At 67.2% G+C, this 22766-nt stretch carries 21 protein-coding genes; 11 read left to right on the forward strand and 10 right to left on the reverse strand.

Annotated features, from left to right (window positions below):
- Nucleotides 1-18 precede the first annotated feature (18 nt).
- The 5 genes from tmk to J2850_RS07180 are packed head-to-tail and all read left to right on the forward strand — an operon-like array spanning nt 19 to nt 4994.
- On the forward strand, nt 19-672 hold the full coding sequence (gene tmk, locus J2850_RS07160; RefSeq protein WP_209980170.1) for a dTMP kinase: 654 nt from the start codon (nt 19-21) through the stop codon (nt 670-672).
- Nucleotides 669-1787, forward strand: coding sequence for a DNA polymerase III subunit delta' (locus J2850_RS07165; RefSeq protein WP_209980171.1), 1119 nt, complete (start codon nt 669-671; stop codon nt 1785-1787). The genes tmk and J2850_RS07165 overlap by 4 nt, the downstream gene beginning before the upstream one ends.
- A 38-nt stretch (nt 1788-1825) precedes the next feature.
- On the forward strand, nt 1826-3385 hold the full coding sequence (gene metG, locus J2850_RS07170) for a methionine--tRNA ligase (RefSeq protein ID WP_209980172.1): 1560 nt from the start codon (nt 1826-1828) through the stop codon (nt 3383-3385).
- 8 nt (nt 3386-3393) lie between these two features.
- Entirely contained in the window at nt 3394-4173 is a 780-nt protein-coding gene (locus tag J2850_RS07175) for a TatD family hydrolase (RefSeq protein ID WP_209980173.1), read from the forward strand.
- Complete coding sequence (locus tag J2850_RS07180; protein ID WP_376981095.1) at nt 4170-4994, forward strand: MBL fold metallo-hydrolase; 825 nt, start codon at nt 4170-4172, stop codon at nt 4992-4994. Before J2850_RS07175 ends, J2850_RS07180 begins: the two co-directional genes overlap by 4 nt.
- Before the next feature lie 64 nt (nt 4995-5058).
- Here J2850_RS07180 and J2850_RS07185 read toward each other — a convergent pair whose 3' ends face one another.
- From J2850_RS07185 to recO, 3 genes are all read right to left on the reverse strand, one after another.
- Nucleotides 5059-6165, reverse strand: a complete 1107-nt coding sequence (locus J2850_RS07185; protein ID WP_209980175.1) for a TRAP transporter substrate-binding protein — start codon at nt 6163-6165, stop codon at nt 5059-5061.
- Nucleotides 6166-6627: 462 nt separating this feature from the next.
- Entirely contained in the window at nt 6628-8853 is a 2226-nt protein-coding gene (gene parC, locus J2850_RS07190; RefSeq protein ID WP_209980176.1) for a DNA topoisomerase IV subunit A, read from the reverse strand.
- A gap of 9 nt (nt 8854-8862) precedes the next feature.
- Nucleotides 8863-9594 (reverse strand): DNA repair protein RecO, encoded by a 732-nt coding sequence (recO, locus tag J2850_RS07195; protein ID WP_209980177.1) that lies wholly within the window; start codon nt 9592-9594, stop codon nt 8863-8865.
- A gap of 259 nt (nt 9595-9853) precedes the next feature.
- Between recO and J2850_RS07200 the strand changes: the two genes are divergently transcribed.
- Nucleotides 9854-12379: a sensor domain-containing protein gene (locus J2850_RS07200; RefSeq protein WP_209980178.1), complete on the forward strand. Its 2526-nt coding sequence runs from the start codon at nt 9854-9856 to the stop codon at nt 12377-12379.
- A gap of 21 nt (nt 12380-12400) precedes the next feature.
- Nucleotides 12401-12784: a hypothetical protein gene (locus J2850_RS07205; protein ID WP_209980179.1), complete on the forward strand. Its 384-nt coding sequence runs from the start codon at nt 12401-12403 to the stop codon at nt 12782-12784.
- 47 nt (nt 12785-12831) lie between these two features.
- Here J2850_RS07205 and J2850_RS07210 read toward each other — a convergent pair whose 3' ends face one another.
- The 7 genes from J2850_RS07210 to J2850_RS07240 all read right to left on the reverse strand — a co-directional run bounded on the left by J2850_RS07210 (nt 12832) and on the right by J2850_RS07240 (nt 19095).
- Complete coding sequence (locus tag J2850_RS07210) at nt 12832-13638, reverse strand: SGNH/GDSL hydrolase family protein (protein ID WP_246512861.1); 807 nt, start codon at nt 13636-13638, stop codon at nt 12832-12834.
- The gene (locus J2850_RS07215; protein ID WP_209980180.1) at nt 13635-14414 is read right to left on the reverse strand and encodes an SGNH/GDSL hydrolase family protein; all 780 of its coding nucleotides are present in this window, start codon (nt 14412-14414) and stop codon (nt 13635-13637) included. Before J2850_RS07215 ends, J2850_RS07210 begins: the two co-directional genes overlap by 4 nt.
- A complete protein-coding gene (locus J2850_RS07220; RefSeq protein WP_209980181.1) occupies nt 14411-15586 on the reverse strand; it encodes an OpgC family protein in 1176 nt (391 codons plus the stop codon). Before J2850_RS07220 ends, J2850_RS07215 begins: the two co-directional genes overlap by 4 nt.
- A 211-nt stretch (nt 15587-15797) precedes the next feature.
- A complete protein-coding gene (locus J2850_RS07225) occupies nt 15798-16790 on the reverse strand; it encodes a MotE family protein (protein ID WP_209980182.1) in 993 nt (330 codons plus the stop codon).
- A complete protein-coding gene (locus J2850_RS07230; protein ID WP_209980183.1) occupies nt 16787-17413 on the reverse strand; it encodes a DUF6468 domain-containing protein in 627 nt (208 codons plus the stop codon). Before J2850_RS07230 ends, J2850_RS07225 begins: the two co-directional genes overlap by 4 nt.
- Nucleotides 17410-18480, reverse strand: a complete 1071-nt coding sequence (gene fliM / locus J2850_RS07235) for a flagellar motor switch protein FliM (RefSeq protein ID WP_209980184.1) — start codon at nt 18478-18480, stop codon at nt 17410-17412. Before fliM ends, J2850_RS07230 begins: the two co-directional genes overlap by 4 nt.
- Before the next feature lie 63 nt (nt 18481-18543).
- Nucleotides 18544-19095: a flagellar basal body-associated FliL family protein gene (locus tag J2850_RS07240; protein WP_209980185.1), complete on the reverse strand. Its 552-nt coding sequence runs from the start codon at nt 19093-19095 to the stop codon at nt 18544-18546.
- Nucleotides 19096-19603: 508 nt separating this feature from the next.
- Between J2850_RS07240 and flgF the strand changes: the two genes are divergently transcribed.
- From flgF to flgH, 4 genes are read left to right on the forward strand one after another with little or no spacing between them, the layout of a single operon-like run.
- Nucleotides 19604-20326: a flagellar basal-body rod protein FlgF gene (gene flgF / locus J2850_RS07245; protein WP_209980186.1), complete on the forward strand. Its 723-nt coding sequence runs from the start codon at nt 19604-19606 to the stop codon at nt 20324-20326.
- 31 nt (nt 20327-20357) lie between these two features.
- On the forward strand, nt 20358-21143 hold the full coding sequence (flgG, locus tag J2850_RS07250) for a flagellar basal-body rod protein FlgG (protein WP_209980187.1): 786 nt from the start codon (nt 20358-20360) through the stop codon (nt 21141-21143).
- Nucleotides 21144-21191: 48 nt separating this feature from the next.
- Complete coding sequence (flgA, locus tag J2850_RS07255; RefSeq protein ID WP_209980188.1) at nt 21192-21962, forward strand: flagellar basal body P-ring formation chaperone FlgA; 771 nt, start codon at nt 21192-21194, stop codon at nt 21960-21962.
- Nucleotides 21963-21975: 13 nt separating this feature from the next.
- Nucleotides 21976-22740, forward strand: a complete 765-nt coding sequence (flgH, locus tag J2850_RS07260; RefSeq protein ID WP_209980189.1) for a flagellar basal body L-ring protein FlgH — start codon at nt 21976-21978, stop codon at nt 22738-22740.
- The last annotated feature ends 26 nt before the right edge of the window (nt 22741-22766 follow it).

A 22766-nucleotide genomic window follows, 5' to 3' on the forward strand; every position in this document is an offset into this window, starting at 1 on the left:
CAGCGGAGACCCAAGGGCATGACCGGCACCTCCCCGGCCGTCCGCGGCCGCTTCATCACGCTGGAAGGCGGCGAAGGCGCAGGAAAGTCGACGCAGCTTCGCCGGCTGTCCGCTGCGCTGGCGGCCCGCGGCATCGACGTGGTGACGACGCGCGAGCCGGGCGGCTCGCCGGGGGCCGAGGAGATCCGTGGCCTGCTCGTCACCGGCGAGACCGGCCGCTGGAGCCCGGTGACCGAGGCGCTGCTGCACACCGCCGCCCGCCGGGACCATCTGGAGCGCACGGTGTGGCCGGCGCTGGAGTCCGGGCGCTGGGTGCTTTGCGACCGCTTCTTCGACAGCACCATGGCCTACCAGGGCTATGGGCTGGGGCTGGGCCGCGGCCTGGTGGAGACGCTGCAGCGGGCGGCGCTCGGCGATTTCCGGCCCGACCTGACGCTGATCCTCGACATCGACGTGGCGACCGGCCTGAAGCGGGCCGCTGCCCGTCCCGGCGGCGAGGACCGCTATGAGCGGATGGATCGCGCCTTTCACCAGCGCCTGCGCGAAGGCTTCCTCGACATCGCGCGCCGGGAGCCGGAGCGTTGCGCCGTCGTCGACGCCGACACCGACGCCGACGGCGTCGAGGCGCGGATCCGGGCGGAGGTCGCCGCCCGCCTGGACCTTGCGCCATGAGCAAGGCGCGCACCGCGGGTGCCGAACCCGCTGCCGTCGACGAGGCGCTGGCACCACGCCGCAATGCCGACCTCGTTGGCCATGACGAGCCCGAACAACTGCTTCTGGACGCCTGGAATTCCGGCCGCCTGCCGCATGCCTGGTTGATCGGCGGCACGCCCGGCATCGGCAAGGCGACGCTGGCCTTCCGTTTCGCCCGCTTCGTCCTGGCCCAGGAACCGCCTGGCGACAGCCTGTTCGGCGGTGCGGCGCCGGCGGCGACGCTCCAGCTCTCCGCCGACCATCCGGTGTTCCGGAGGGTGGCGTCGGGCGGCCATGCCGACCTGCTGACCATTGAACGCCAGCGCGACGAGAAGCGTGGCCGCCTGAAGCGCGACATCGCGGTGGACGACGTCCGGAAGATCGGTCCCTTCCTGCGCCGCACCTCGGCGGAAGGCGGCTGGCGCGTCGCGGTGATCGACGGCGCCGACCGCATGAACCTCAGCGGCCTCAACGCCATCCTGAAGATCCTGGAGGAGCCGCCGCCCGGCGCCCTGCTGCTGCTGGTCAGCGACAACCCCGGCGGCATGCTGCCGACCATCCGCTCGCGCTGCCGCAAGCTGACGCTGAACCCGCTGGACGAGGCGACGGTGGTCGGCCTGTTGGGACAGCACCGCCCCGACATCGCGGAGGAGGATCGTCCCGCGCTCGCCCGGTTGTCCGAGGGCAGCGTCGGCCGCGCCATCGATCTGGCGGACGCCGGCGGGCTGGCGCTCTACCGCGAGATGGTCGGACTGCTGTCCGACCTGCCGCGCCTCGACATCGCCGCCGCCCACGCCTTCGGCGACAAGCTGACCCGCAAACAGGACGACGGGCTCTACGAGACGGCAACGGAGTTGCTGGTCTGGTGGCTCGCCCGCTTCGCCCGGTCGCTCGCCCGCGGCGCCTGGCCGGCCGAGGTGGTGCCCGGCGAGGCTGCCCTGATGACCCGTCTGGCCAATGCCCGCGGCCTTGAACGTTGGGTGGAGGTGTGGGAAAAGGTCCAACGCCTTTTCGCTCGCGCGGAATCCGCGAACCTGGACCGCAAGCAGGTGGTCCTGAACGCCCTGGCGGCGCTGGAAACGGCTGCCGCCTAGCGTTATTTGAGACTCGCCGGGAAACCTACTGGAAGAAAGTGCCGCAAATGGCCGGGCCGAAGACCTACTATCTGACGACGCCGATCTACTACGTGAACGACGTGCCGCACATCGGACACGCCTACACGACCCTTGCCTGCGACGTCCTCGCCCGGTTCATGCGTCTCGACGGCTATGACGTGAAGTTCCTAACCGGCACCGACGAGCACGGACAGAAGGTCGAGAAATCGGCCGAGAAGGCGGGCATCCCGCCGCAGGAATTCACCGACCGCGTCTCCAAGAACTTCCGCGACCTCGTGTCGCTGATGAACTATTCCAACGACGACTTCATCCGCACCACCGAGCCGCGCCATGTCAAGTCGGTGCAGGCGCTGTGGACCGTGCTGAAGGAGAAGGGCGAGATTTATCTCGGCTCCTACGCCGGGTGGTATTCGGTCCGCGACGAGGCCTTCTACGGCGAGGACGAACTGACCACCAACGCCGACGGCCGGAAGATCGCGCCGACCGGTGCCGAGTGCGAATGGGTGGAGGAGCCGTCATACTTCTTCCGCCTCTCGGCTTGGCAGGACCGCCTGATCGAGTTCTACGAGAAGAACCCGGACTTCATCGCCCCGGCCGGCAAGCGCAACGAGGTGATGGCCTTCGTCAAGTCGGGCCTGAAGGACCTGTCGGTCAGCCGCACCACGTTCAAGTGGGGCATCCCGGTGCCGGGCGACGACGCCCACATCATGTATGTCTGGCTCGACGCGCTCGCCAACTACATCACCGCGGTCGGCTACCCCGACACCAGCCGCGACTACGCCAAGTACTGGCCGGCCGACCTGCACATGGTCGGCAAGGACATCCTGCGCTTCCATGCGGTCTATTGGCCGGCATTCCTGATGGCCGCCGGCCTGCAGCCGCCACGCCGTGTCTTCGCCCACGGCTGGTGGACGATCGAAGGCCAGAAGATGTCGAAGTCTCTCGGCAACGTCATCGCGCCGGAGACGCTGGTCGAAACCTACGGGCTCGACCAGACCCGTTATTTCCTGCTGCGCGAGGTGCCGTTCGGCAATGACGGCGACTTCTCGCACAAGCAGATGGTCAACCGGATCAACGGCAACCTCGCCAACGATTACGGCAACCTGGTGCAGCGCGTCCTGTCGATGATCGGCAAGAACTGTGGCGCCGCGGTGCCGGTGCCGGGCGAGTTCACCGCCGCCGACAACGCGCTGCTCGGCTCCGCCCACGGGTTGCTCGACATCGTGCGTGCCGAGATCAAGGCGCAGTCCTTCCACAAGGCGCTGGATGCCATCTGGGCGGTGGTCGGCGACGCCAACCGGTATGTCGACGAACAGGCCCCTTGGGCGCTGAAGAAGACCGACCCGGCCCGCATGGCCACCGTGCTGTACGTGCTGGCGGAAACCATCCGCCATCTCGCCATCCTGACCCAGCCGGTGATGCCGGACGCCTCCGCCAGGATCCTCGATCTTCTGGCGCTGGGACCGGATGCCCGCGGTTTCGGCACGCTCGGCTCGACCGGCGCACTGGTCGCCGGCACGCCGCTGCCGACGCCGCAGGGCGTCTTCCCGCGCTACGTCGAAGAACCGAAGGCCTGAGTTCCCGCATGCTCGTCGACAGCCATTGCCATCTCGACTTCCCCGACTTCGCCGAGGAGCTGGACACGGTCGTCGACCGCGCCCGGCAGGCCGGGGTCGGCCGGATGGTCACGATCTGCACCTACATCAGCCGCTTCGACCGCATCCTGGCGGTGGCGGAGCGCTATGAGGACGTCCTGTGCTCGGTCGGCGTCCATCCGCATCAGGCGGCCGAGGAGTTCGCCGTCACCACGGCGGAAAAGCTGGTCGAGCTGTCGCGGCACCCCAAGGTGATCGGACTGGGCGAGACCGGGCTCGACTATTTCTACGACAAGAGCCCGCGCGACCAGCAGCAGGAGTGCTTCCGCCGCCATATCCGCGCCAGCCTGGAAACCGGCCTGCCGCTGATCGTCCACACCCGGGATGCCGACGACGACACGATGCGCATCGTCAAGGAGGAGACGTCCGGCCAGCCGGTGAAGGGCCTGCTGCATTGCTTCAGCTCGGGCCGCAAGCTGGCGGAAGAGGCATTGGAGTACGGCTTCACGCTGTCGCTGTCGGGCATCGTCACCTTCAAGAAGTCCGAGGACCTGCGGGGCATCGTGAAGGACGTGCCTCTTGACCGCATCCTGGTCGAAACGGATGCCCCTTACCTCGCGCCGATTCCCTTCCGCGGCAAGCGCAACGAGCCCGCCTATGTCGCCCACACCGCGGCTTGCGTCGCCGAGGTGAAGGGGGTGTCGGCGGAGGAACTGGCCCGCATCACCACCGAGAACTTCTTCCGCCTGTTCGACAAGGCGGCCGCATGACGGTGGCCGGCGCATCCCCCAATCGCGATTTGGGTGATCCGATGCGCGTCACCATCCTCGGCTGCGGCGGCTCGCGCGGTGTGCCCGTAATCTCCGGCACCCCGGGTGGCAGTTGGGGCCGTTGCGACCCGGCCAACCCCAGGAACCGGCGCATGCGCCCGTCGGTCCTTGTGGAGCAGGGCGGCGTCGCCGTCCTGATCGACACGTCTCCCGACCTGCGCCAGCAGCTTCTCGACAGCGGATGCTCGCGGCTGGATGCCGTGCTGTGGACCCACCAGCACGCCGACCATTGCCATGGCATCGACGAGTTGCGCGAGGTCTGCCGCCAGATGCATGCCCCCATCGATGCCTATGGCTGGGACGAGCATCTGCGCGACATCGAGGCTCGTTTCCCCTACTGCTTCGACCCGCTGCCCTCCGGCTACCCCTTCTATCGTCCGGTGCTGAACGCTCTCCGGTTCTCGGGACCCTTCGACGTGAAGGGGCTGACGGTGGCGCCGTTCGAGCAGGATCACGGCTACATGCGGACGGTCGGCTACCGTCTCGGCAACTTCGCCTATTCCACAGACGTGGTGCGGCTGAACGAGGATGCCTTCGCGGCCTTGGCCGACATCGACGTCTGGGTGGTCGATTGCGGCCGGCTGGAACCGCCCCACCCGGTGCATGCACATCTGGAACTGACGCTGTCCTGGATCGAGCGGGTGCGGCCGAAGCGGGCCTACCTGACCCATATGGACAACACGATGGATTACGACAGCCTGATGCGGATGCTGCCGCCAAATGTCGAGCCCGCGTATGACGGGCTGGTGATCGAGGTTTGATCCGAGGGTTTTGCCCCCACCCTGCCCCGCTGGACAACGGAGGGTGGGGGCAAGTGGAGGCGCCTTACTTCTTCTTCCCTTCAAGGGGCGGCGCCGCATAGACGAAGCGGTCGAAGCTATACTCCGCGACGCGGAACCACAGATACTCCTCCTCGCGGAACTTCTTCCAGGCGTCGTAGATCTTCTTGAATTTCTCGTTCTTGGCCGCCTCCTCCTCATACACTTCGATGGCGGCTTGGTAGCAAGCCTGCATCACCTCGTTGGGGAAGGGCCGGAGCTGCGTGCCGGCACCGACAAGACGCTTCAGCGCGGTCATGTTCTGGACGTCGTACTTGCCGAGCATGTCCAGGGTGGCATCGGCGCAGGCCGCCTGCAGCGCCGCCTTGTAGGTCTGCGGCAGGGCGTCGTACTTCTCCTTGCCGAACAGCATCGACACCTGCGGACCGCCTTCCCACCACCCGGGATAGTAGTAGTATTTGGCGACCTTCTGGAAACCGAGCTTCTCGTCGTCATAGGGGCCGACGAACTCGGCGGCGTCGATGGTTCCCTTCTCCAGCGCCGGATAGATGTCGCCGCCGCCAATCTGCTGCGGCACGACGCCCAGCTTGGCCATGATGGTGCCGGCGTAGCCGCCGATGCGGAACTTCAGCCCCTTCAGGTCCTCGATCGACTTGATCTCCTTGCGGAACCAGCCGCCCATCTGGGTTCCGGTATTGCCGGCGCCGATCGCGACCAGATTGTGGCCGGCGAAGAACTCCGCCATCAGCTCCCTGCCGCCACCATGGGTCATCCAGGCATTCTGCTGGCGTGCGTTCAGGCCGAACGGCATCGCCGCGTCGAAGGCGAAGGTCGGGTCCTTGCCGACATAATAATAGGAGACGGTGTGGCCGCACTCGATCGTGCCGTCCTTCACGGCATCCAGCACCTGGAGGGCCGGCACGATCTCGCCCGCCGCGAAGACACGGATCTGGAACTTGCCGTCGGTCAGTTCCGCGACGCGCTTCGCCACGAATTCCGCACCGCCATAGATGGTATCGAGGCTCTTTGGGAAGCTGGAGGCGCAACGCCATTTGATCTCGGGGTTGCTGCTGCTCTGCGCGATGGCGGGGGCCGCGAGCGTACTGGCCGCGACGCCCACACCGGCGGAGGTCAGAAATGCACGACGTTTCATCCAGAAGCTCCCTTGTTCATTTTCTGTTATGCGTTCTTTTCATCGCGCCGACAGCCGGTCGGGCGCGCGAGCGAAGAAAGAGGGACTGCTTCCGGGGGTGCACATTCGGTCGACACTGCCAGGGCATCGTTGAGAAACCGCGGACCGGCTGCGCCACGGGGATGGCCGGCTACCTTCACGCGGTTTCCCAACGCTGCTGTGCGCTCCTCCCATCCATCCGGGCTTGCCGCCGGCTTTTCAGCCGATCCGTCCCAGCTTTCTTTTGCTGTCCGGATTATGCAGGAAGCAAATGGTTCTGATCAAGTCAGAACGGGAATTGAATATAGTATTTCAGTGGTTTAACGCTGCGACGAGAAGCCGCGGACGACACATGGCGGGGAGAAAATACCACGCCTCCGACTGGCACCCCGCCCGCTCCTTTCCAGCGTCGAAAGAAGCGGGCACGGCGTCGGGGCTGGCCCCTCAGGTGAAGCGGTTGTTCTTGGGGAAACCGTTCGGCGGCATCTTGCCCTGCCCCGCCCGGTCGGCGATCCAGCCGGTCAGGTCGCTGACACAGAACTTGCGTTCGCCGTTCCGCCAAGCCAGGCCGTCGGCCAATACGAAGGTCTTCACGTCGGCGACGCTGGCATCCTTGTATTTCTGGAGCTGCACGCCCTTGCCGCGAGTCATCACCGGCACCTGGTCGAGCGGGAATACCAGGAGCTTGCGGTTGTTGCCGATGATCGCCACCGTGTCGCCGGTGACCGGCTTGCAGATGCGGGCGGACTTTCCGTCCTCCAGGTTCAGCACCTGCTTGCCGGCGCGGGTCTGGGCCAGCACCTCGGTCTCCTCGACCCGGAAGCCGCGCCCGTCCTCCGAAACGACCAGCAGGACGCGGTCGTGCTGGTGGCGGAACAGGTCGACGATGTCGACGTCGTTGCCGAGATCGATCATCAGGCGCACCGGCTCGCCAAAGCCGCGGCCGCGCGGCAGCTTGTCGACGCCGATGGTGTAGAACTTGCCGTTGCTGGCGAAGACCAGGAGCTTGTCGGTCGTCTCGCAGCGCTCGATGAAGCCGCGTGAATCACCGTCCTTGTACTTCACGTCCTCGGCTTCGGCATCGGTCAGGTGGCCGCGTACGCTGCGGATCCAGCCTTTGGCCGAGCAGATCACCGTCACCGGCTCGCGCTCCACCAGCGCATCCAACGGAACCTCGATCACCGCAGGAGCATCGGCGACGTCGGTGCGCCGCTTGCCGAGCGAGCCGCCGCCGAACTTCTTCTTGATCTCGGCCACACTGTCGGCGATGCGCTTCCACCGCAGGGTTTCGTCGCCGAGCAGTTCCAGCAGGCCGTTCTTCTCCTTGGTCAGCGTCTCGTGCTCGCGCCGGATCTCCATCTCCTCCAGCTTGCGCAAGTTGCGCAGGCGCATGTTGAGGATGGCGTCGGCCTGTACGTCGGTCAGGGTGAAGGCGCGGATGAGTTCCTGCTTGGGCTCATCCTCCTCCCGGATGATGCGGATGACCTCGTCCAGGTTCAGGTAGGCCGCGAGATAGCCTCCCAGAACCTCCAATCGGTGGTCGATCTGCTTCAGCCGGTGGTTGGAGCGACGGACCAGCACCTCGTGCCGGTGGTCGAGAAAGGCTTGCAGCACCTCGCGCAGGTTCATCACCCGCGGGACGTTGTCGGCCCCCAGCACGTTCATGTTCAGCGAGAAGCGGATCTCCAGGTCGGTCGCCTGGAACAGCGAGGCCATCAGCACCTCGGGATCCACATTGCGGTTCTTAGGCACCAGGACGAGGCGCACGTCCTCCGCCGACTCGTCGCGCACGTCGTCCAGCAGGATCAGCTTCTTGGCCAGCAGCAGTTCGGCGATCTTCTCGACCAGCCGGGCCTTCTGCACTTGGTAGGGGATCTCGGTGACGACGATCTGCCAGGTGCCCTGCCCCAGCTTCTCCACCTCCCAGCGGGCGCGCAGGCGGAAGGCGCCGCGGCCGGTGCGGTAGGCATCGATCACGTTCTCCCGCGACTCCACCAGCACGCCGCCGGTTGGGAAATCGGGGCCGGGCATGAAGTTGACCAGCGTCTCGATCGCGGCGTCGCGGTGCTTGATCAGGTGGCGCAGCGCATCGCAGATCTCGCCGACATTGTGGGGCGGGATGTTCGTGGCCATGCCCACGGCGATGCCGCTCGAACCGTTGGCCAGCAGGTTGGGGAAGTTGGCGGGAAGCACCGCCGGCTCGTCGCCGTCGCCGTCGTAAGTCGGCCGGAAATCGACCGCGTCCTCGTCGATTCCCTCCAGCAGCGCCTTGGCGACCTCGGTCAGGCGGGCTTCGGTGTACCGCATCGCCGCGGCGTTATCGCCGTCGATGTTGCCGAAGTTGCCCTGCCCGTCGATCAGCGGGTAGCGGACGGCGAAGTCCTGCGCTAGGCGCACGAGCGCGTCGTAGACGGAGCTGTCGCCGTGCGGGTGGAATTTGCCGATCACGTCGCCGACGACGCGGGCCGACTTCTTGGGCGGCGTCGTCGGCTCCAGGCGCAACTGGCTCATGGCGAAGAGCAGGCGGCGGTGCACCGGCTTCAGGCCGTCGCGCACGTCGGGCAGCGACCGCGACATGATCGTCGACAGCGCGTAGCTCAGATACCGCTCACCGAGCGCATCGGCGAGCGGCTTTTCCAGAATTTCGGAGGCAGGGTCTTGCGGCTTCATAGCGGGGGTCTACCAGACTTGGTCGGAACGCGCTACCGCGTTCGCGTAACGTTCTCTCAGTCGCTCGCGGGCCGGCGGCAACGGCCCGCTCAGGACGTGGCGTTCGAGGAAATGGGCGGTCAGGCGAAGCCCGTCCGCCACGGCCGCCGGGCCGCCGCCGCCACGGCCGGCAAGGAAATCCGGCAGGGGCAGCAGCCGGTCACGGTAGGGTTCCCCCACCGAAGCGGTCACCGCACGTCCCGTGCGCGGGCTGACATAGGCCAGGTAATCATTGGCACCCGACACCGCGCATCGATCGAGGTCGAGGCCGAATCCGAGCTCCGCCAGCAACCCGATCTCCCAGCGGACATACGCCTCGGCCCAGGCCGTTCCGTCGAGCAGCCCGAACAATGCCAGTAGCCCGTCGAACAGCGCCGGATGCCGTTCATGCTCCGGCAGGGCCGCCTCCACCAGCGCGCAGGCGCTGGTCAGCGCCGCCAGCGCCGCCGCGTCGTCGAAGAAACCGGCGGCATAGCCCTTCACCGGCTCCAGGGTAAAGTGCCCGAGATGCTCGGGCAACCTGCCCCGCCAGCGGGCGGCGACCAACGTTCCGGGTTCCAGCACTCCCCGCATGCGGTGCGAGCGCCCGCCCATGACCATGCCGGCATGGCGTCCGTGCTCGCGGGTCAACAGCGTGGCGACGGCGGATCCCTCCCCTTGCGGGCGGGCGGACAGGACGATTCCCTGGTCGGTCCATTCCATGGCGGGCACTGAAGAGTCGGACGGGAGGGCGGCTGGCGATGTATCCTAATATAGGAAAAAATTTCGCCGATGGAACCGATCGCTTGCGCTTTCCGGGCAGCACCGACCGGCACCTTTATTTTTTCTTCACCAAGGAGGCCCTAGGTTCGTTCATCCGACGGCGGAACATCCCGCCAGCATCCGCGGGCGGGCTTTCCGCCGATCGCCGGCCGGCACGGGTCTGCGGCACCGGGTCAGACGTGGGGGCCGACGAGGGGTCTTGAACACCAACATCGACCGATACCTGCTGGCCGAAAAAGCCGGCTCCGAAGGCGTCTGGGATTGGGACCTGCGCAGCGACACGCTGTATCTGTCCCCGCGCTTCAAGGAATTCCTCGGCCTGCCTCCGGGTGACGCGAACCGGCCGGCCGATTGGCTCTCCCTTGTCCATTCCGAGGACGTGGAGTGGCTGCACGCGTCTTTCGAGGCGCAGATGGTCGGATTGACCGTCCCGTTCCAGATCGAGCACCGCGTCCGTCGCAGCGGCATGCCGAACGACGGGCAGACGGAGTGGCGCTGGCTGGTCTGTCGCGGGATGGCGGTGATGGACGACGCCGGGGAGCCGATCCGCCTCGTCGGCTCTGTTGCGGACATCACCGACCGCAAGCACGCCGAGCGGGAACTGCGCCGCAGCGAGGAACGCTACGCATTGGCGGCCGCTGCCAGCAATGACGGGCTCTACGACTGGGATCTCCTCACCGACCGGATCTATTACTCGCCACGCTGGGCCTCCCTTCTCGGCCTGTCCGCGGGCGACCTTGGCGACCATCCGCTGGAATGGCTTGACCGCATCCACCCGCAAGACCGATGCATCGTCACCGATGCCATCGACCGGCTCGGCCGGTCGCCCGGTTCCGAGGGCGATGCCGCGTTCCAGGTGGAGTACCGGATGCACGATGCCGCCGGCGTGATCCGTTGGATGGCCTGCCGCGGCATCGCCGTGCTCGACCCCGACGGCAAGCCGGTAAGGCTCGTCGGCAGCCAGGCCGACGTGACCGACCGGAAGACCGCCGAGCAGCGCCTGCGCCAGAGCGAGGAACGCTATGCCCTGGCCGCCGCCGGCGCCGCCGACGGCCTGTGGGACTGGCACCTCGACAGCGGCGAGGTCTATTACTCGCCGCGCTGGAAGGCGATGCTGGGCTTCGAGGAGGCGGAGCTCGCCGACACCGTCGACGAGTGGCTGCAGCGGGTGCTGCCCGGCGATCTCGACGGCTTGCGCACGGCGATCAACCTCCACCTGAGCGGTGAGCGCCCCCACCTGCAGCACGAGTTCCGCATCCGTCGCAAGCCCGGCGACGAGATGTGGATGCTGGTGCGCGGACTCGCGGTTCGCAACGAGGCGGGCAGCGCGGTCCGCATCGCCGGGTCGATGACCGACATCACCGCACGGAAGAAGGCGGAACAGCAACTGCTCTTCGACGCCGTGCACGACACGATGACGGGCCTGCCGAACCGGACCCTGCTGCTCGACCGTATCGGACAGGCGCTGGACCGCAACAGGCGGGCCGGGGCGCAGCCCTTCGCCGCCCTCATCATCGATCTCGACCGCTTCAAGTCGATCAACGATGCCTTCGGCACCAGTATTGGCGACCGGGTGCTGCGCCTGGTCGCCAAACGGCTGGACGCCAGCCGCCGGGTTGGCGACACGCTTGCCCGCCTGTCGGCGGACGAGTTCGGCGTGCTGCTGGACGGGCTTGACGATGCGGGCGAGGCGCTTGAGACGGCCGAACGGATGGCGCGCGCGATCTGCCGCCCGATCGCGCTGGAGGAACATGACCTCGTCCTCACCGCCTCGATCGGCGTGGCATTGAGCCAGACCGGCTATGAGCGGGCGGAGGACATGCTACGCGACGCCAGCCTTGCCATGTACCGCGCCAAGAGCGGTGGCCGGGCCCGGCTCGACGTGTTCGACGCCAACCTGCGCCGGCAGGCGATGAACGCCATGCGGATGGAGGCGGATCTTCGCGCAGCGCTGGAGCAGGGGCAGTTCTGCCTGCATTACCAGCCGATCGTGCATCTGGAATCCGGGATCATCGCCGGGTTCGAGGCGCTGATGCGCTGGAACCATCCCGACCGCGGGCTGGTGCCGCCGGGCGAGTTCATCCCGCTTGCGGAGGAAACCGGGCTCATCGCACCGATGGGCCGTTGGGCGCTGGTCGAAGCGATCCGGCAGCTCGCCGCTTGGCAGAGGCGCTTCCCCCGCCCCGCCCCCCTGTTCATGAGCGTCAACGTCTCCTTCCGCCAGTTCCGCGACGACGATATGGTGGGGCTGGTGCGCGACCTGCTCGACGAGTTGCCGGTGCCGCCATCCAGCCTGAAGCTGGAGTTGACGGAAAGCGTGCTGATGGAGAAGCCGGACGAATGCCGGTTGCTGATGCAGAGCATCCGCGACATGGATGTCCGGCTGTCGATCGATGATTTCGGCACCGGTTATTCGTCGCTGGCCTACCTGCACAGGTTCCCCGTCGACACGCTGAAGATCGACCGCAGCTTCATCCGCGCCCTGTCGACAGGGGACGGCAGTGCGGCCATCGTCCAGGTGATCGCCGGGCTTGCCACCATTTTGCGGCTCGACGCCGTGGCGGAAGGGGTGGAAACCGCGGACGAAGCGGTGTATCTGCGCGGCATCCAGTGCAAGTACGCACAAGGCTTTCACTTCGCGCGCCCGGCTCCGCCGGAAGCGGTGGAACGCCTGCTGGTGGCCGAGGACGAGCGCATGGCGCTGCCGACGCCGGCTTGCCTCTGACAGTCACGAGTGGAGTTTACGATGTCGGACCGCACCTGCGGTGAATGCACCCTGTGCTGCAAGCTGATGGGCGTGCCGGAGCTGAAGAAGCCCTCCGCCAAGTGGTGCGCCTCGTGCGACCAGGGCAAGGGCTGCTCGATCTACGAGGAGCGGCCGCAATCCTGCCGGAACTTCCAGTGCTTCTGGCTGATGGACGACAACTTCCCCGACGAGTTCCGCCCCGACCGCATCCATGCGCTGGCGGCCTTCAACGACGTCAAGGACAGTTGTGTGCTGCATGTCGATCCGGCGAAGCCGCGCGCGATGGGCAGTCCGGAGGTCCAGGCGCTGACCGACGCGCTGCTGAAGGTTTATTCGAAGGTCTTCTTCCTGTGCGGCAAGGAAAGCGCGATGATGCAGCGGTAGGGCGGCGAGAGGCCCAGGGCGGCCGTCCGACCCGGGACGGCAGCGTCCTATCGCCCGAGGCTGCTGTCGTGCAGACGGACGGCATCCTCCAGACCGACCGCCAGGATGCTGGCGACGCAGTCGTAGCCGAGATCGTTCTGGTGCACGCCGTCCGGCCCGATCAAGTCGGCCAGCGTCACCCTGCGGGATTCCACGAGCGACCGCATGGCGGCGAAACGGCGATACAGGCCGACATGCTCGTCGGAGGCTATGTCGGCGATGCGGGCCAGCATCGGGGCGGCACCCGTCTTCTCCAGCATCTTCGGGGCATATTGCAGGTCCATCAGGACGACGTCGATGCCGGCGGCGCGAAGCCGCTTCACGCCCTGGCGCACCGACCGCTCGCTGAGCCCCTGGTCACCGTCGCGCAGCACCGTGTTCGCCCCCACCTGCCAGATGACGAGGTCGGGCTTGGACGCCAGCGCGTCGGGGTCGATCCGCCTCTCGGTCTGGTCGTCGGTCTCGCCGTTGATGCCGCGGTTCAGCACCTCGATATCGGTCATCCGGAAGCGCTGGCGCAGGTAATGGGCGAGCCTGGCCGGATAAGCCCTGTCGGATGCGCTGGCGCCCGCCCCTGCGGTCGAGGACGACCCGATGGCCACGATACGGATCGGCCCGCCGGCCGCGATGCGCTGGGACAGGTTCGGAAGAGGAGCGGACAGCGCCGCATCGGTCCGCGGTCCTTGGCATTGCACCGGCGAACCGGTTTCCAGCGCCCTGGCCGCCCCGGCAAAGCAGGCGGAAACGGCGAGAGCGGCGATCAGCGCGACGGTGCGGATGCTGGACCGCGGGAAAGCTGGCAGGTCATGGCTCAATGGCTCGCTCCGTCGCGTCGGACAATCATCGTGGCGATGCTCTCTGCCAGCAATTGTCCGACGCAACGGTGAACGAATTCATAAGACCGCCGCTTGGCCTCCTCGGCTTCGTCGGTGAAGTCGACGCGCCCCTCCTCCACCCAATGCCGCATGATGTCGTAGCGCGGGAAATGGAAGACGTCGGAGCTCTGCGCCAGCCAGGACATGTAGGCGACGTATGGCGCGAAGTCGATCAATTGGGCCGTATGGACACTGTACTGCATGTCCATGATGACGATGTCGGCGCCGAGCCGCTGCACCTCTGCGATCCCCTCCTGCAGGGCGGTGCCGAAGATCTCCGGGTCCAGGTTGCGCATCGCGTCCACCGTGCCGGTCTGCCACACGACCAGGGCCGGGCGCTGCTCCGCCACGGCCCGCGCCAACGGTCCGATCATGCCGGACGCCGCCTCCCCCGGCAGGCTGAGGACACGGGCTTGAACGTCGCGGCCGGGCAGGCGGCGCCTAAGCTCCCCCTCAAGCCTGGCCGGATAGCCGGCGGCAGCCGGCTTCGACGTCTGCTTGGCGGAGTGGACGATCAGGATGGAGAGCGGGGCCCCGTCGGCCAGCCGGGCCGCCGCCCTGGGCAGGCCCTCTCCCGGCGCGAGGAGTGACTCCGGTACGGCGCAGGCGGGATCGACGGTTGTATCGGCGGGTATATCGGCTCGGGCATCAGCGGCAGAGACGGCAAGCATCATGATCGCGCCCGCCAGCAACCGTCGAACCACCTGTCTATTCATGCGCCCATGTTCCTGGCGGCCGCCCCCCTCTGGCGGCCCGCCCGTTCCGTCGACCGGTACCAGGTCAGGAAACGGGCCAGCAGCACCATCGCGGCGATGCCGAGGACGGTAACAAGGAACTGTGCGGAAAGCGAGCTGCTGACATGGACAAGCACCGTCTGCCCGGCGAAGGACAGCAGAACCCCGAGGCAGAACACCGGGAGGGATTGCCGGCCGCAGTCGAGGACAGGGGCAACCACGGCCCCGCGAAGCCACGACGCGCCGGCGGGCACCAGCCAGAGGACGACATAGGCCAGCGCGAAGAAGTGCAGAAGGCGCAACGGGTCGAGATCGGTCTTGCTGATCGGGTAGAGGAACTCGGTCAGCAGGACCGGGATCAAGGCATGCAGCGGGGCGAACTTCCAGGACAGGGCCAGGAACAGGCTTGCCAGCAGGATCGCGACGGCAGCCACCGCGGTGGGCCGGCGGAAGCGGGTCGCGCCGGCCCGGAGATCCGGACGGAACTGCAGCGCGCCGCCCAGCACGAACAGGAACTGCCAGGCGAACGGGTTGAAATACCAGACGCCGCCGTCGGGATAGGTCGGCAGGTTCCAGCCCCAAAGCCGTGCGGCGGCGTACAGCGCGCCCGATCCCGCCAGCACCGTGAGCGGGTTCCGTTTCAGGGCCGGAAGAAGCAGCGGGAATGCCAGGAGAAGCACGATGTAGAGCGGCAGGACATCGAGATTGGCCGGCCGGAACTTCATCAGCAAGGCCTGGGTCAGCGCGGCGACCGGGTCCTGGAAATAGCCGGCGATGCCCATCTCCTCCGCGAAGAGCGGATTGTCGAAGGTCCGGGCGGTGTAGGCGATCTGGGCCGTGAACGCGAAGAACAGGATGATGTAGGTGACGTACAGCGTCCAGCACCGGTGGAGAACCTGGGCGCCAGCCACGGCGATGCCCTGCCGCTCCAGCGTACGGCCATAGACCAGGGCCGCCGTGTAGCCGGAAATGAAGACGAAAATCTCGGTCGCGTCGCTCAGGCCGAAATTGCGCGGCGTCAGCCAGGAGATCTGATTGGCGGGAATATGGTTGACGAAGATGAACCACAGGGCGAGGCCGCGAAAGAAATCGAGCCTCGGATCCCGTGCCCCGGCTGCATCCGCATTACCGATCGCCGCACGTGCGTCCGTCATGGTCGTTCGACCCGCCAATGTCCATTCCAGTCACTGAAACGCCTGGGACGGCACGGCGTTTCACCGCCGCACCGCTTCTTCCGAAGATGGGAGCGCCGCAGGCGCTTTCGAGGGGAGAAAGCCGGAAGGGCGAGGCCCGGCGAGCGGCCGCGGCCGATCAGCCGGTCCTGCGAAGCCTATCCTTAATGGAGCGCAACCCCGTTGCGCAGCCTCATTTCCCGGGAGCCGGCGCCGTCACGGTTGCGGTCAGCGGCACGCGGCGCTCGACCAGCGCGGCGGTGACCTCCTTGGCCTTGACCGGGTCCATCGCCGCCAGGATGGGCGCGGTCTTCTGTTCCTTCATCTTCTGGATGACGCCAAGCAGCACCGGCATGTCGAGTTCCTCGAAGATCCGGGCGGCCTCCTTCGGCTTCATCGTCTCGTAGATCTTCACCAGGCTGTCGAGCTGCGCCGACTGCTGCTGATCCCCCTGGGCCATCAGCTTCTGGATGTCGGCGCGGGTCTTCTCCATCTCCGCGACCTTCTCGTCGATGCGCTTTTCCGCAGCGGCCAGAAGGGCGGCCCGCTGTTCCAGTTCCTTGCCACGGCGTTCGATCTCGGCACGGCGCTCGGCGAAATGCTGCAGAAGCTCCTGGTTGTCGATCGGGCCGAGCGGCGCCAGGGGTGAAGCGCCCACCGGGGCGTTGGCCGCCGCGGCCCCGTCCGGGCCGCTGGAGCCGCCGGGGGCCGGCGGGGCATCCTTCGCCGCCGGCTTGCCGGCCGCCGAGGCCGACTGGATGGGTGGCGTCGCCGGGGTGGAGCTCTGCGGCCCCTGGGCGAGGCTGACGGGGAAATCGGGCAGGCGGGCGTCGTGGGTGGCGAGGCGCCAGAGATCGCCGACCCGCACGCCCAGCATCAGCACCGCGACGAAGATGGTCAGCGGCAGCAGGCGGAAGCGGGCTCCCCGCAGGCGCTCGCGCAGGCGCTCGCCCAGCGGGCGGCGCGGCACCGCCGGCTTGCGCGCCTTGGCCTTGCCTTTCCCGACCTTCCGGGCCGCCGGCCTTCCGGCGGCCGGGCGGGTGGCTGGAAGCTGCTGTGCCTGCTGCGATGCGAGCGTCGCGGACGTGCGCACGCCCGTGGGCGCCGCACCGGCCGGCCGGATCACCACCCGCGGCTCCACAGCATCCGCGGCGGCGGGCTTGCCCCCTGTCGTCGACGCGTTCATCCCAGCCCCTTACCGGCGTTCTCGATCGCCTGCAGAAGTTCACGTTCGGCCCGAGACAGGCTTTCACCGTCGCGGGTCATCGGATCGCGCGGTTCGGCCTGCGGTTCGGGCCTCGCAGCGGCCCGGCGCGGCGGGCCGTCAAGCCGCACCGGCGGCGGCGCGTCCTCATGCTCGTCCTCCGCCACGAGGCCGCGCAGGGCCGGACGGGCCACCACCGGCGCCCGTGCCGGCGTGCGCGCGGCCAGCGCCGGCGCCACCGCGGCCGAACGTCCCCCATCACGGCCAGCATCACGGCCGCCTTCGCGCTCGCCGACACCGCCCAGCCGGTTGGCCAGGGCATCGGCCGCCTCGATCATGAATTCCAGTTCGTCGCGCAGGGTCTGCGCCTTGGTCACGGTGCGCTGGAGATCCTCGCCGGTATCGCCGGCCGTCTTCTTCAGCGTGCGCACGCCGGTTTCGGCCCGCCCCATCGCGTCGTTGAGGCCCTGGATCAATTCCGCCATCTCGCCGCGGCTCTCGCGCAGCTTGATGATCTGCTTGTTCAGGATGATCGCGTAGGCGATGGTCGCGGCCAGAAGCCCGACCATCACAACGTCGATGATGATGGAGACCATCGGACTCATAGCCTCATCACCTCCTGCTTGGGCAATTCCTTCTCGAGCCGCACCGCGATGTGCCCGCCCTTGCGCCCCATCCGCCCCTGGAACATCGACACGTCGCCGCAGCGCAGCTCGATGGATCCGTCCGGGGTGGCGTTCAGCAGGATGCGGGTGCCGACGCGCCAGTTCAGCACGTCGTGCAGCGTCATCGTCACTTCGTCGAGCACGGCCGAAAGATCGACGTCCGTCACCATCAGCTCGGAAGCCAGATGGGTTTCCCAGATCGAGTCACGGCCGAACTTCTCGCCCATGAACATCTGGAGCAGCAGCTCACGCACCGGCTCCAGCGTCGCATAGGGGATCATCAGCTCCAGCCGGCCGCCGCGATCCTCCATGTCGATGCGCAGCTTGACCAGCACCGCCGCGTTGGCGGGCCGCGCGATGGTGGCGAAGCGGGGATTGGTCTCCAGCCGGTCGAAGCGGAAGGTGACCGGCGACAACGGGTCGAAGGCGGCGGACAGGTCGGAGAGCACGACGTGGACCATGCGCTCCACGAGGTTGCGTTCGATGGTGGTGTAGGGGCGGCCCTCGATGCGCATGGCCGCGGTGCCGCGCCGGCCGCCCAGCAGCACGTCGACGATCGAATAGATCAGCGCGGAGTCCACGACCATCAGGCCGTAGTTGTCCCATTCCTCCGCCTTGAACACCGACAGCATCGCGGGCAGCGGGATGGAGTTCAGGTAGTCCCCGAAACGAACCGAGGAAATCTGGTCGAGGCTGACCTCGACATTGTCGGAGGTGAAGTTGCGCAGGCTCGTGGACATCATGCGGACGAGGCGGTCGAACACCACCTCCAGCATGGGCAGGCGTTCGTAGTTGACCAGCGCCGAGTTGACCAGCGCCATGATGCCGGAATTGTCGCCGTCGCCGGCCCCGCCCTGGTCGAAGCCCAACAGGCTGTCGATCTCGTCCTGGTTCAGGACGCGGGTGGAGCCGCCGCCCATGTCCCCGACATCACCGCTGTCTTCGGCCAGTGCCGCCCATTCGGCGGCCAGCCTTTCCTCTTCGCTCAGTTCACCGGTGTCGCTCATGGCCCGTAACCCCGCCCTTGCCCCTAGCCCCGCACCCCTGCCCCACCCCTCAGCCGCCGGTCCCTACTGGACCAGCATTTCCTTGAACAGGACGTCCTTCACCTTGACCGGAAACGCCGCGGCGGTGATGCGCAGGAGCAGTTCCTGACGCAGGCGGTACATGCCGGCCGATCCCCGCAGGTCCTCCAGCCGCAGCTCGCGCAGATAGACCTGGAAATTGTCGATGATGCGCGGGAGCACATGCTCGACCGCACCGACATCCTCCGCCTTCGTGAGCTGGATCGAGATCTTGATCTTCAGGAAGGCCGGGCGCTTGTTGCCGGTGTTGAGGTTCACCAGCATGTCCGGCAGGTCGTAGAACACGGGTGCCGCGTGCGCGTCCGGCTGGGCCGGATCGGCGCCATGCTCACCCTCGGCCGCGGCATGCTCCCCCTCCGCCGCCTTCTCCTCCTTGCCCAGCAGGCTGTCGAGCAGACCGGAAAAATAGACGCCGGCGCCGGCGCCGATCAGCAACACCAGGGGAAGGACGACAAACAGAACCAGCTTCTTGCCGCTGAATTTCTTCCGCGGCAGGCCTTCGGTCGAAAGTTCGCCGGCGTCGGTTTCGGAAGCCATGGCATCCTGAAGTCGTTCGGGGAGCGCAGTGAGGCGGACCATCCACCGCTTGCGCAGCTCGAAACTACTTTTGGGATAGTTAATAACTCCTTTCGAGTGGGCGGTGTCCTCCCACCTGTGGCCAGGTTGATACAATCCGGCACGGTTCTTGATTGGGTCTGCCCGGACCCCCGTGCCGGGAAACCGCCGTCGCGGCCACGCGGCATCCGGTCCATGCCCTCCGCCCTCCGCCACGCCCTTCGGCCGGCGGATAGGCCCTTATCGCCCCGCCGCCGGCTCCATGCGGCGGGAACGGGCGAGACTTGCCCGAGCGTACCCGGCAAGGACCTCCCGCACCCCGGCAGTTTCTGCCCGGCATCCCCTGCCCGACATGGCGGGAACGCCCGGATTTCGCCAAGCAGACCCGGCGCCCGCGGCCTCGCCGGAGTTGGCACGCCGTCTGCATTGCTTTTGGCGCCGGTCGGACGGTTCCGTTGCCCGACCCCATTGAAGGTTGAAAGGCCGCAAGATGGAAAACTCGATCTACGTCGCCCTGTCGCGCCAGATGGCCCTGCAGCGCCAGCTCGACGTTACGTCGAACAACATCGCGAACATGAACACGACCGGCTACAAGAACCAGCGGATGCTGTTCACCGAGTTCCTGGAAAAGCCCGGCCTGCACGAGAAGGTCAGCTTCGTCCAGGACCGCGCCGTCGTGCGCGACCTGTCCAACGGCCCGATGACCCAGACCGGCAACCCGCTGGATCTGGCGCTGACCGGCCAGGGCTATTTCACGGTCGATACCGCCAGCGGCCCGCGCTACACCCGAGCCGGAAACTTCCGCCTGAACGACCAGCGCCAGATCGTCGACGCCGGCGGCCTGCCGCTTCTGGCCAACAACGGCCAGCCGCTGACCGTCCCGGCCGGCACCACCGACATCAAGGTCAGCGGCGACGGCACCATCGCCACCGAGCTCGGCCCAGTCGGCAAGCTGAACATCGTTACCTTCAAGAAGGAGCAGTTGATGACCGAGGTCGGCAACGGCCTCTACGTCACCGACGAGCAGCCGGAACCGGCCCCCGCCGACACCAAGGTGGCACAGGGCTTGCTTGAGACTTCCAACGTGAAGCCCGTCGTGGAGATGACGCAGATGATCGAGATCCAGCGCCAGTACATGTCCGCCCAGCGCATGATCGAGAACGAACACGAGCGCATCCGCGGCATGCTCCAGAAACTGGGCCGCACCGCCTGAACCCGACCGAAGACGAGAGGAGAAGACCACAATGCGCAGCCTCGCCATCGGCGCCACCGGGATGATCGCCCAGCAGCTCAACGTCGAGACGATCTCCAACAACATCGCCAACTCGACGACGACCGGCTTCAAGAAGCAGCGCGCCGAGTTCCAGGACCTGCTCTACCAGAACTTCCGCCGCATCGGCTCGACCTCGTCGGATGCCGGCACCGTGGTGCCGACCGGCGTGCAGGTCGGCGCCGGCGTGCGCGTCGCCGCGGTGGCGCGGGTGCTGGAGCAGGGCAACCTGAACATCACCGACAACAAGCTGGACGTCGCCATCAACGGCTCGGGTTATTTCCAGGTGACGCTGCCCAGCGGCGATACGGCCTACACCCGCGCCGGCAATTTCAAGCTGTCGCCGGAAGGCATGATCGTCACCGCCGACGGCTATCCGATCCAGCCGAACATCACCATCCCCACCGACGCGGTCGATGTGTCGATCAACTCGTCGGGCGAGGTGCTGGTGAAGCTGGACGGCCAGACGGCGACGCAGAACGTCGGCCAGATCCAGCTCGCCACCTTCGCCAACGCCGCCGGGCTCGAAGCCACCGGCGACAACCTGTTCCTGGAATCGGGCGCGTCGGGCCAGTCGGTGACCGGCAACCCCGGTGCTCCCGGCTTCGGCCGCGTGACCCAGGGCGCCCTGGAGACTTCCAACGTCAACGTGGTGCAGGAGATCACGACCCTGATCACCGCCCAGCGCGCCTACGAGATGAACTCCAAGGTCATCAAGACGACCGACGAGATGATGCAGCAGGCCAGCCAGATGAAGTAACGCCGGCCCCGGCGCTTCTCTTCGGCCTCCAGTTCGGGATTTGCCACCATGACCACCGCCCGCCGCCTCTCCGCTCTGCTCCTCGCCGGCGCCACCCTGCTGGCGATCCCGACCGCCGCGGTCGCGGCCACCGTGACCGGAGTGGCTGCCGCGGCCCAGCCGGCGCCGGACATCGTCTATGGCATGCCCCATGTCGAGGCCGTGCTGTCCGATGCCCTGGCGAAGGTGATCACCGCCGGGCGGCTGCAGATGGAGATGGACAACCGCGCGGTGGAGCTGCGCGCGCCCCAGGGCGCCGGCAGCCTGGCGGTGGAGAACCTCTACTACAGCCCGGTACAGGGCCGCTTCGCCGCCGAGATCGTCGTGACCGGAACCCAGCCCCAGGTTCGCCTGCCGGTGTCCGGACGCGCGTTCGGCGTGGTGCAGATCCCCGTGCTGACGCGCCGCGTCGTTCCGGGCGACATCATCGGTCCGGGCGACGTGGACTGGCAGGACATGCGCGCCGACCAGACCACCAGCGACACCGCCGCCACCGACATCCAGCTCGTCGGGATGACCCCGAAGCGCGGCATCTCGACCAACCAGCCGGTGCGGCTGCGGGATCTGCAGTCGCCGCGCATGGTCGACAAGGGCGCCATGGTCACCATCACCCTGGCCACGCCGTCGATGACGCTGACCACTCAGGGCAAGGCCCTGCAGGACGGCGGGCGGGGCGAGGTCATCCGCGTCGTGAACACCCAGTCCAACCGCATCGTCGAAGCGACGGTCGCAGGCCCCAACGTCGTCGCCGTGGCAAAGCCCGGCACCATCGCGCAGTAAGGAGAAAGCTCCAATGTCCGCCACCAAGACCGCCCGCCTGATCCGCTTCGCGATGGTCACGACCGCCGCGCTGTCGCTGACCGCCTGCGGCGCCGCCTCGCGCATCGCCGACATCGGCAAGGCGCCGGAGCTTTCCTCCATCCAGGACCCGCAGGCCAAGCCGGGCTATCAGCCGGTCAGCCTGCCGATGCCCACCCCGCTGCCGACGGAACGCAATCCGAATTCGCTGTGGCGGACCGGCGCCAAGGCCTTCTTCAAGGACCAGCGCGCCGTCAAGGTCGGCGACATCCTGACCATCAACATCTCGATCGACGACAGGGCCAAGGTCGCCAACGAGAGCAAGCGGTCGCGCGCCAACAGCGAGAAGGCCGGCATGCCGAGCCTGTTCGGCCTCGAGGGCGCCACGCTGAACCGCGTGCTGCCGGCGGGGGCCTCGGCCTCCAACCTGGTGGATCTGTCGAGCGACACCAACAACGACGGCAAGGGGTCGGTCGACCGCAACGAGAAGATCGACCTGAAGGTGGCGGCGCTGGTGACGCAGAGCCTCCCCAACGGCAACCTCGTCATCCAGGGCCGGCAGGAGGTGCGCGTGAACTTCGAGGTGCGCGACCTGCAGATCCACGGCGTGATCCGGCCCGAGGACATCACCGCGCAGAACACCATCAGCTACGAGAAGATCGCCGAGGCCCGCATCTCCTACGGCGGACGCGGCCAGATCAGCGACGTCCAGCAGCCGCGCTACGGCCAGCAGCTCTACGACATCATCATGCCGTTCTGATGGAACGCGTGTGGCCGGCGGTCAAC

This window comes from Azospirillum picis, assembly GCF_017876115.1.
GTDB classification, from domain to species: domain Bacteria; phylum Pseudomonadota; class Alphaproteobacteria; order Azospirillales; family Azospirillaceae; genus Azospirillum; species Azospirillum picis.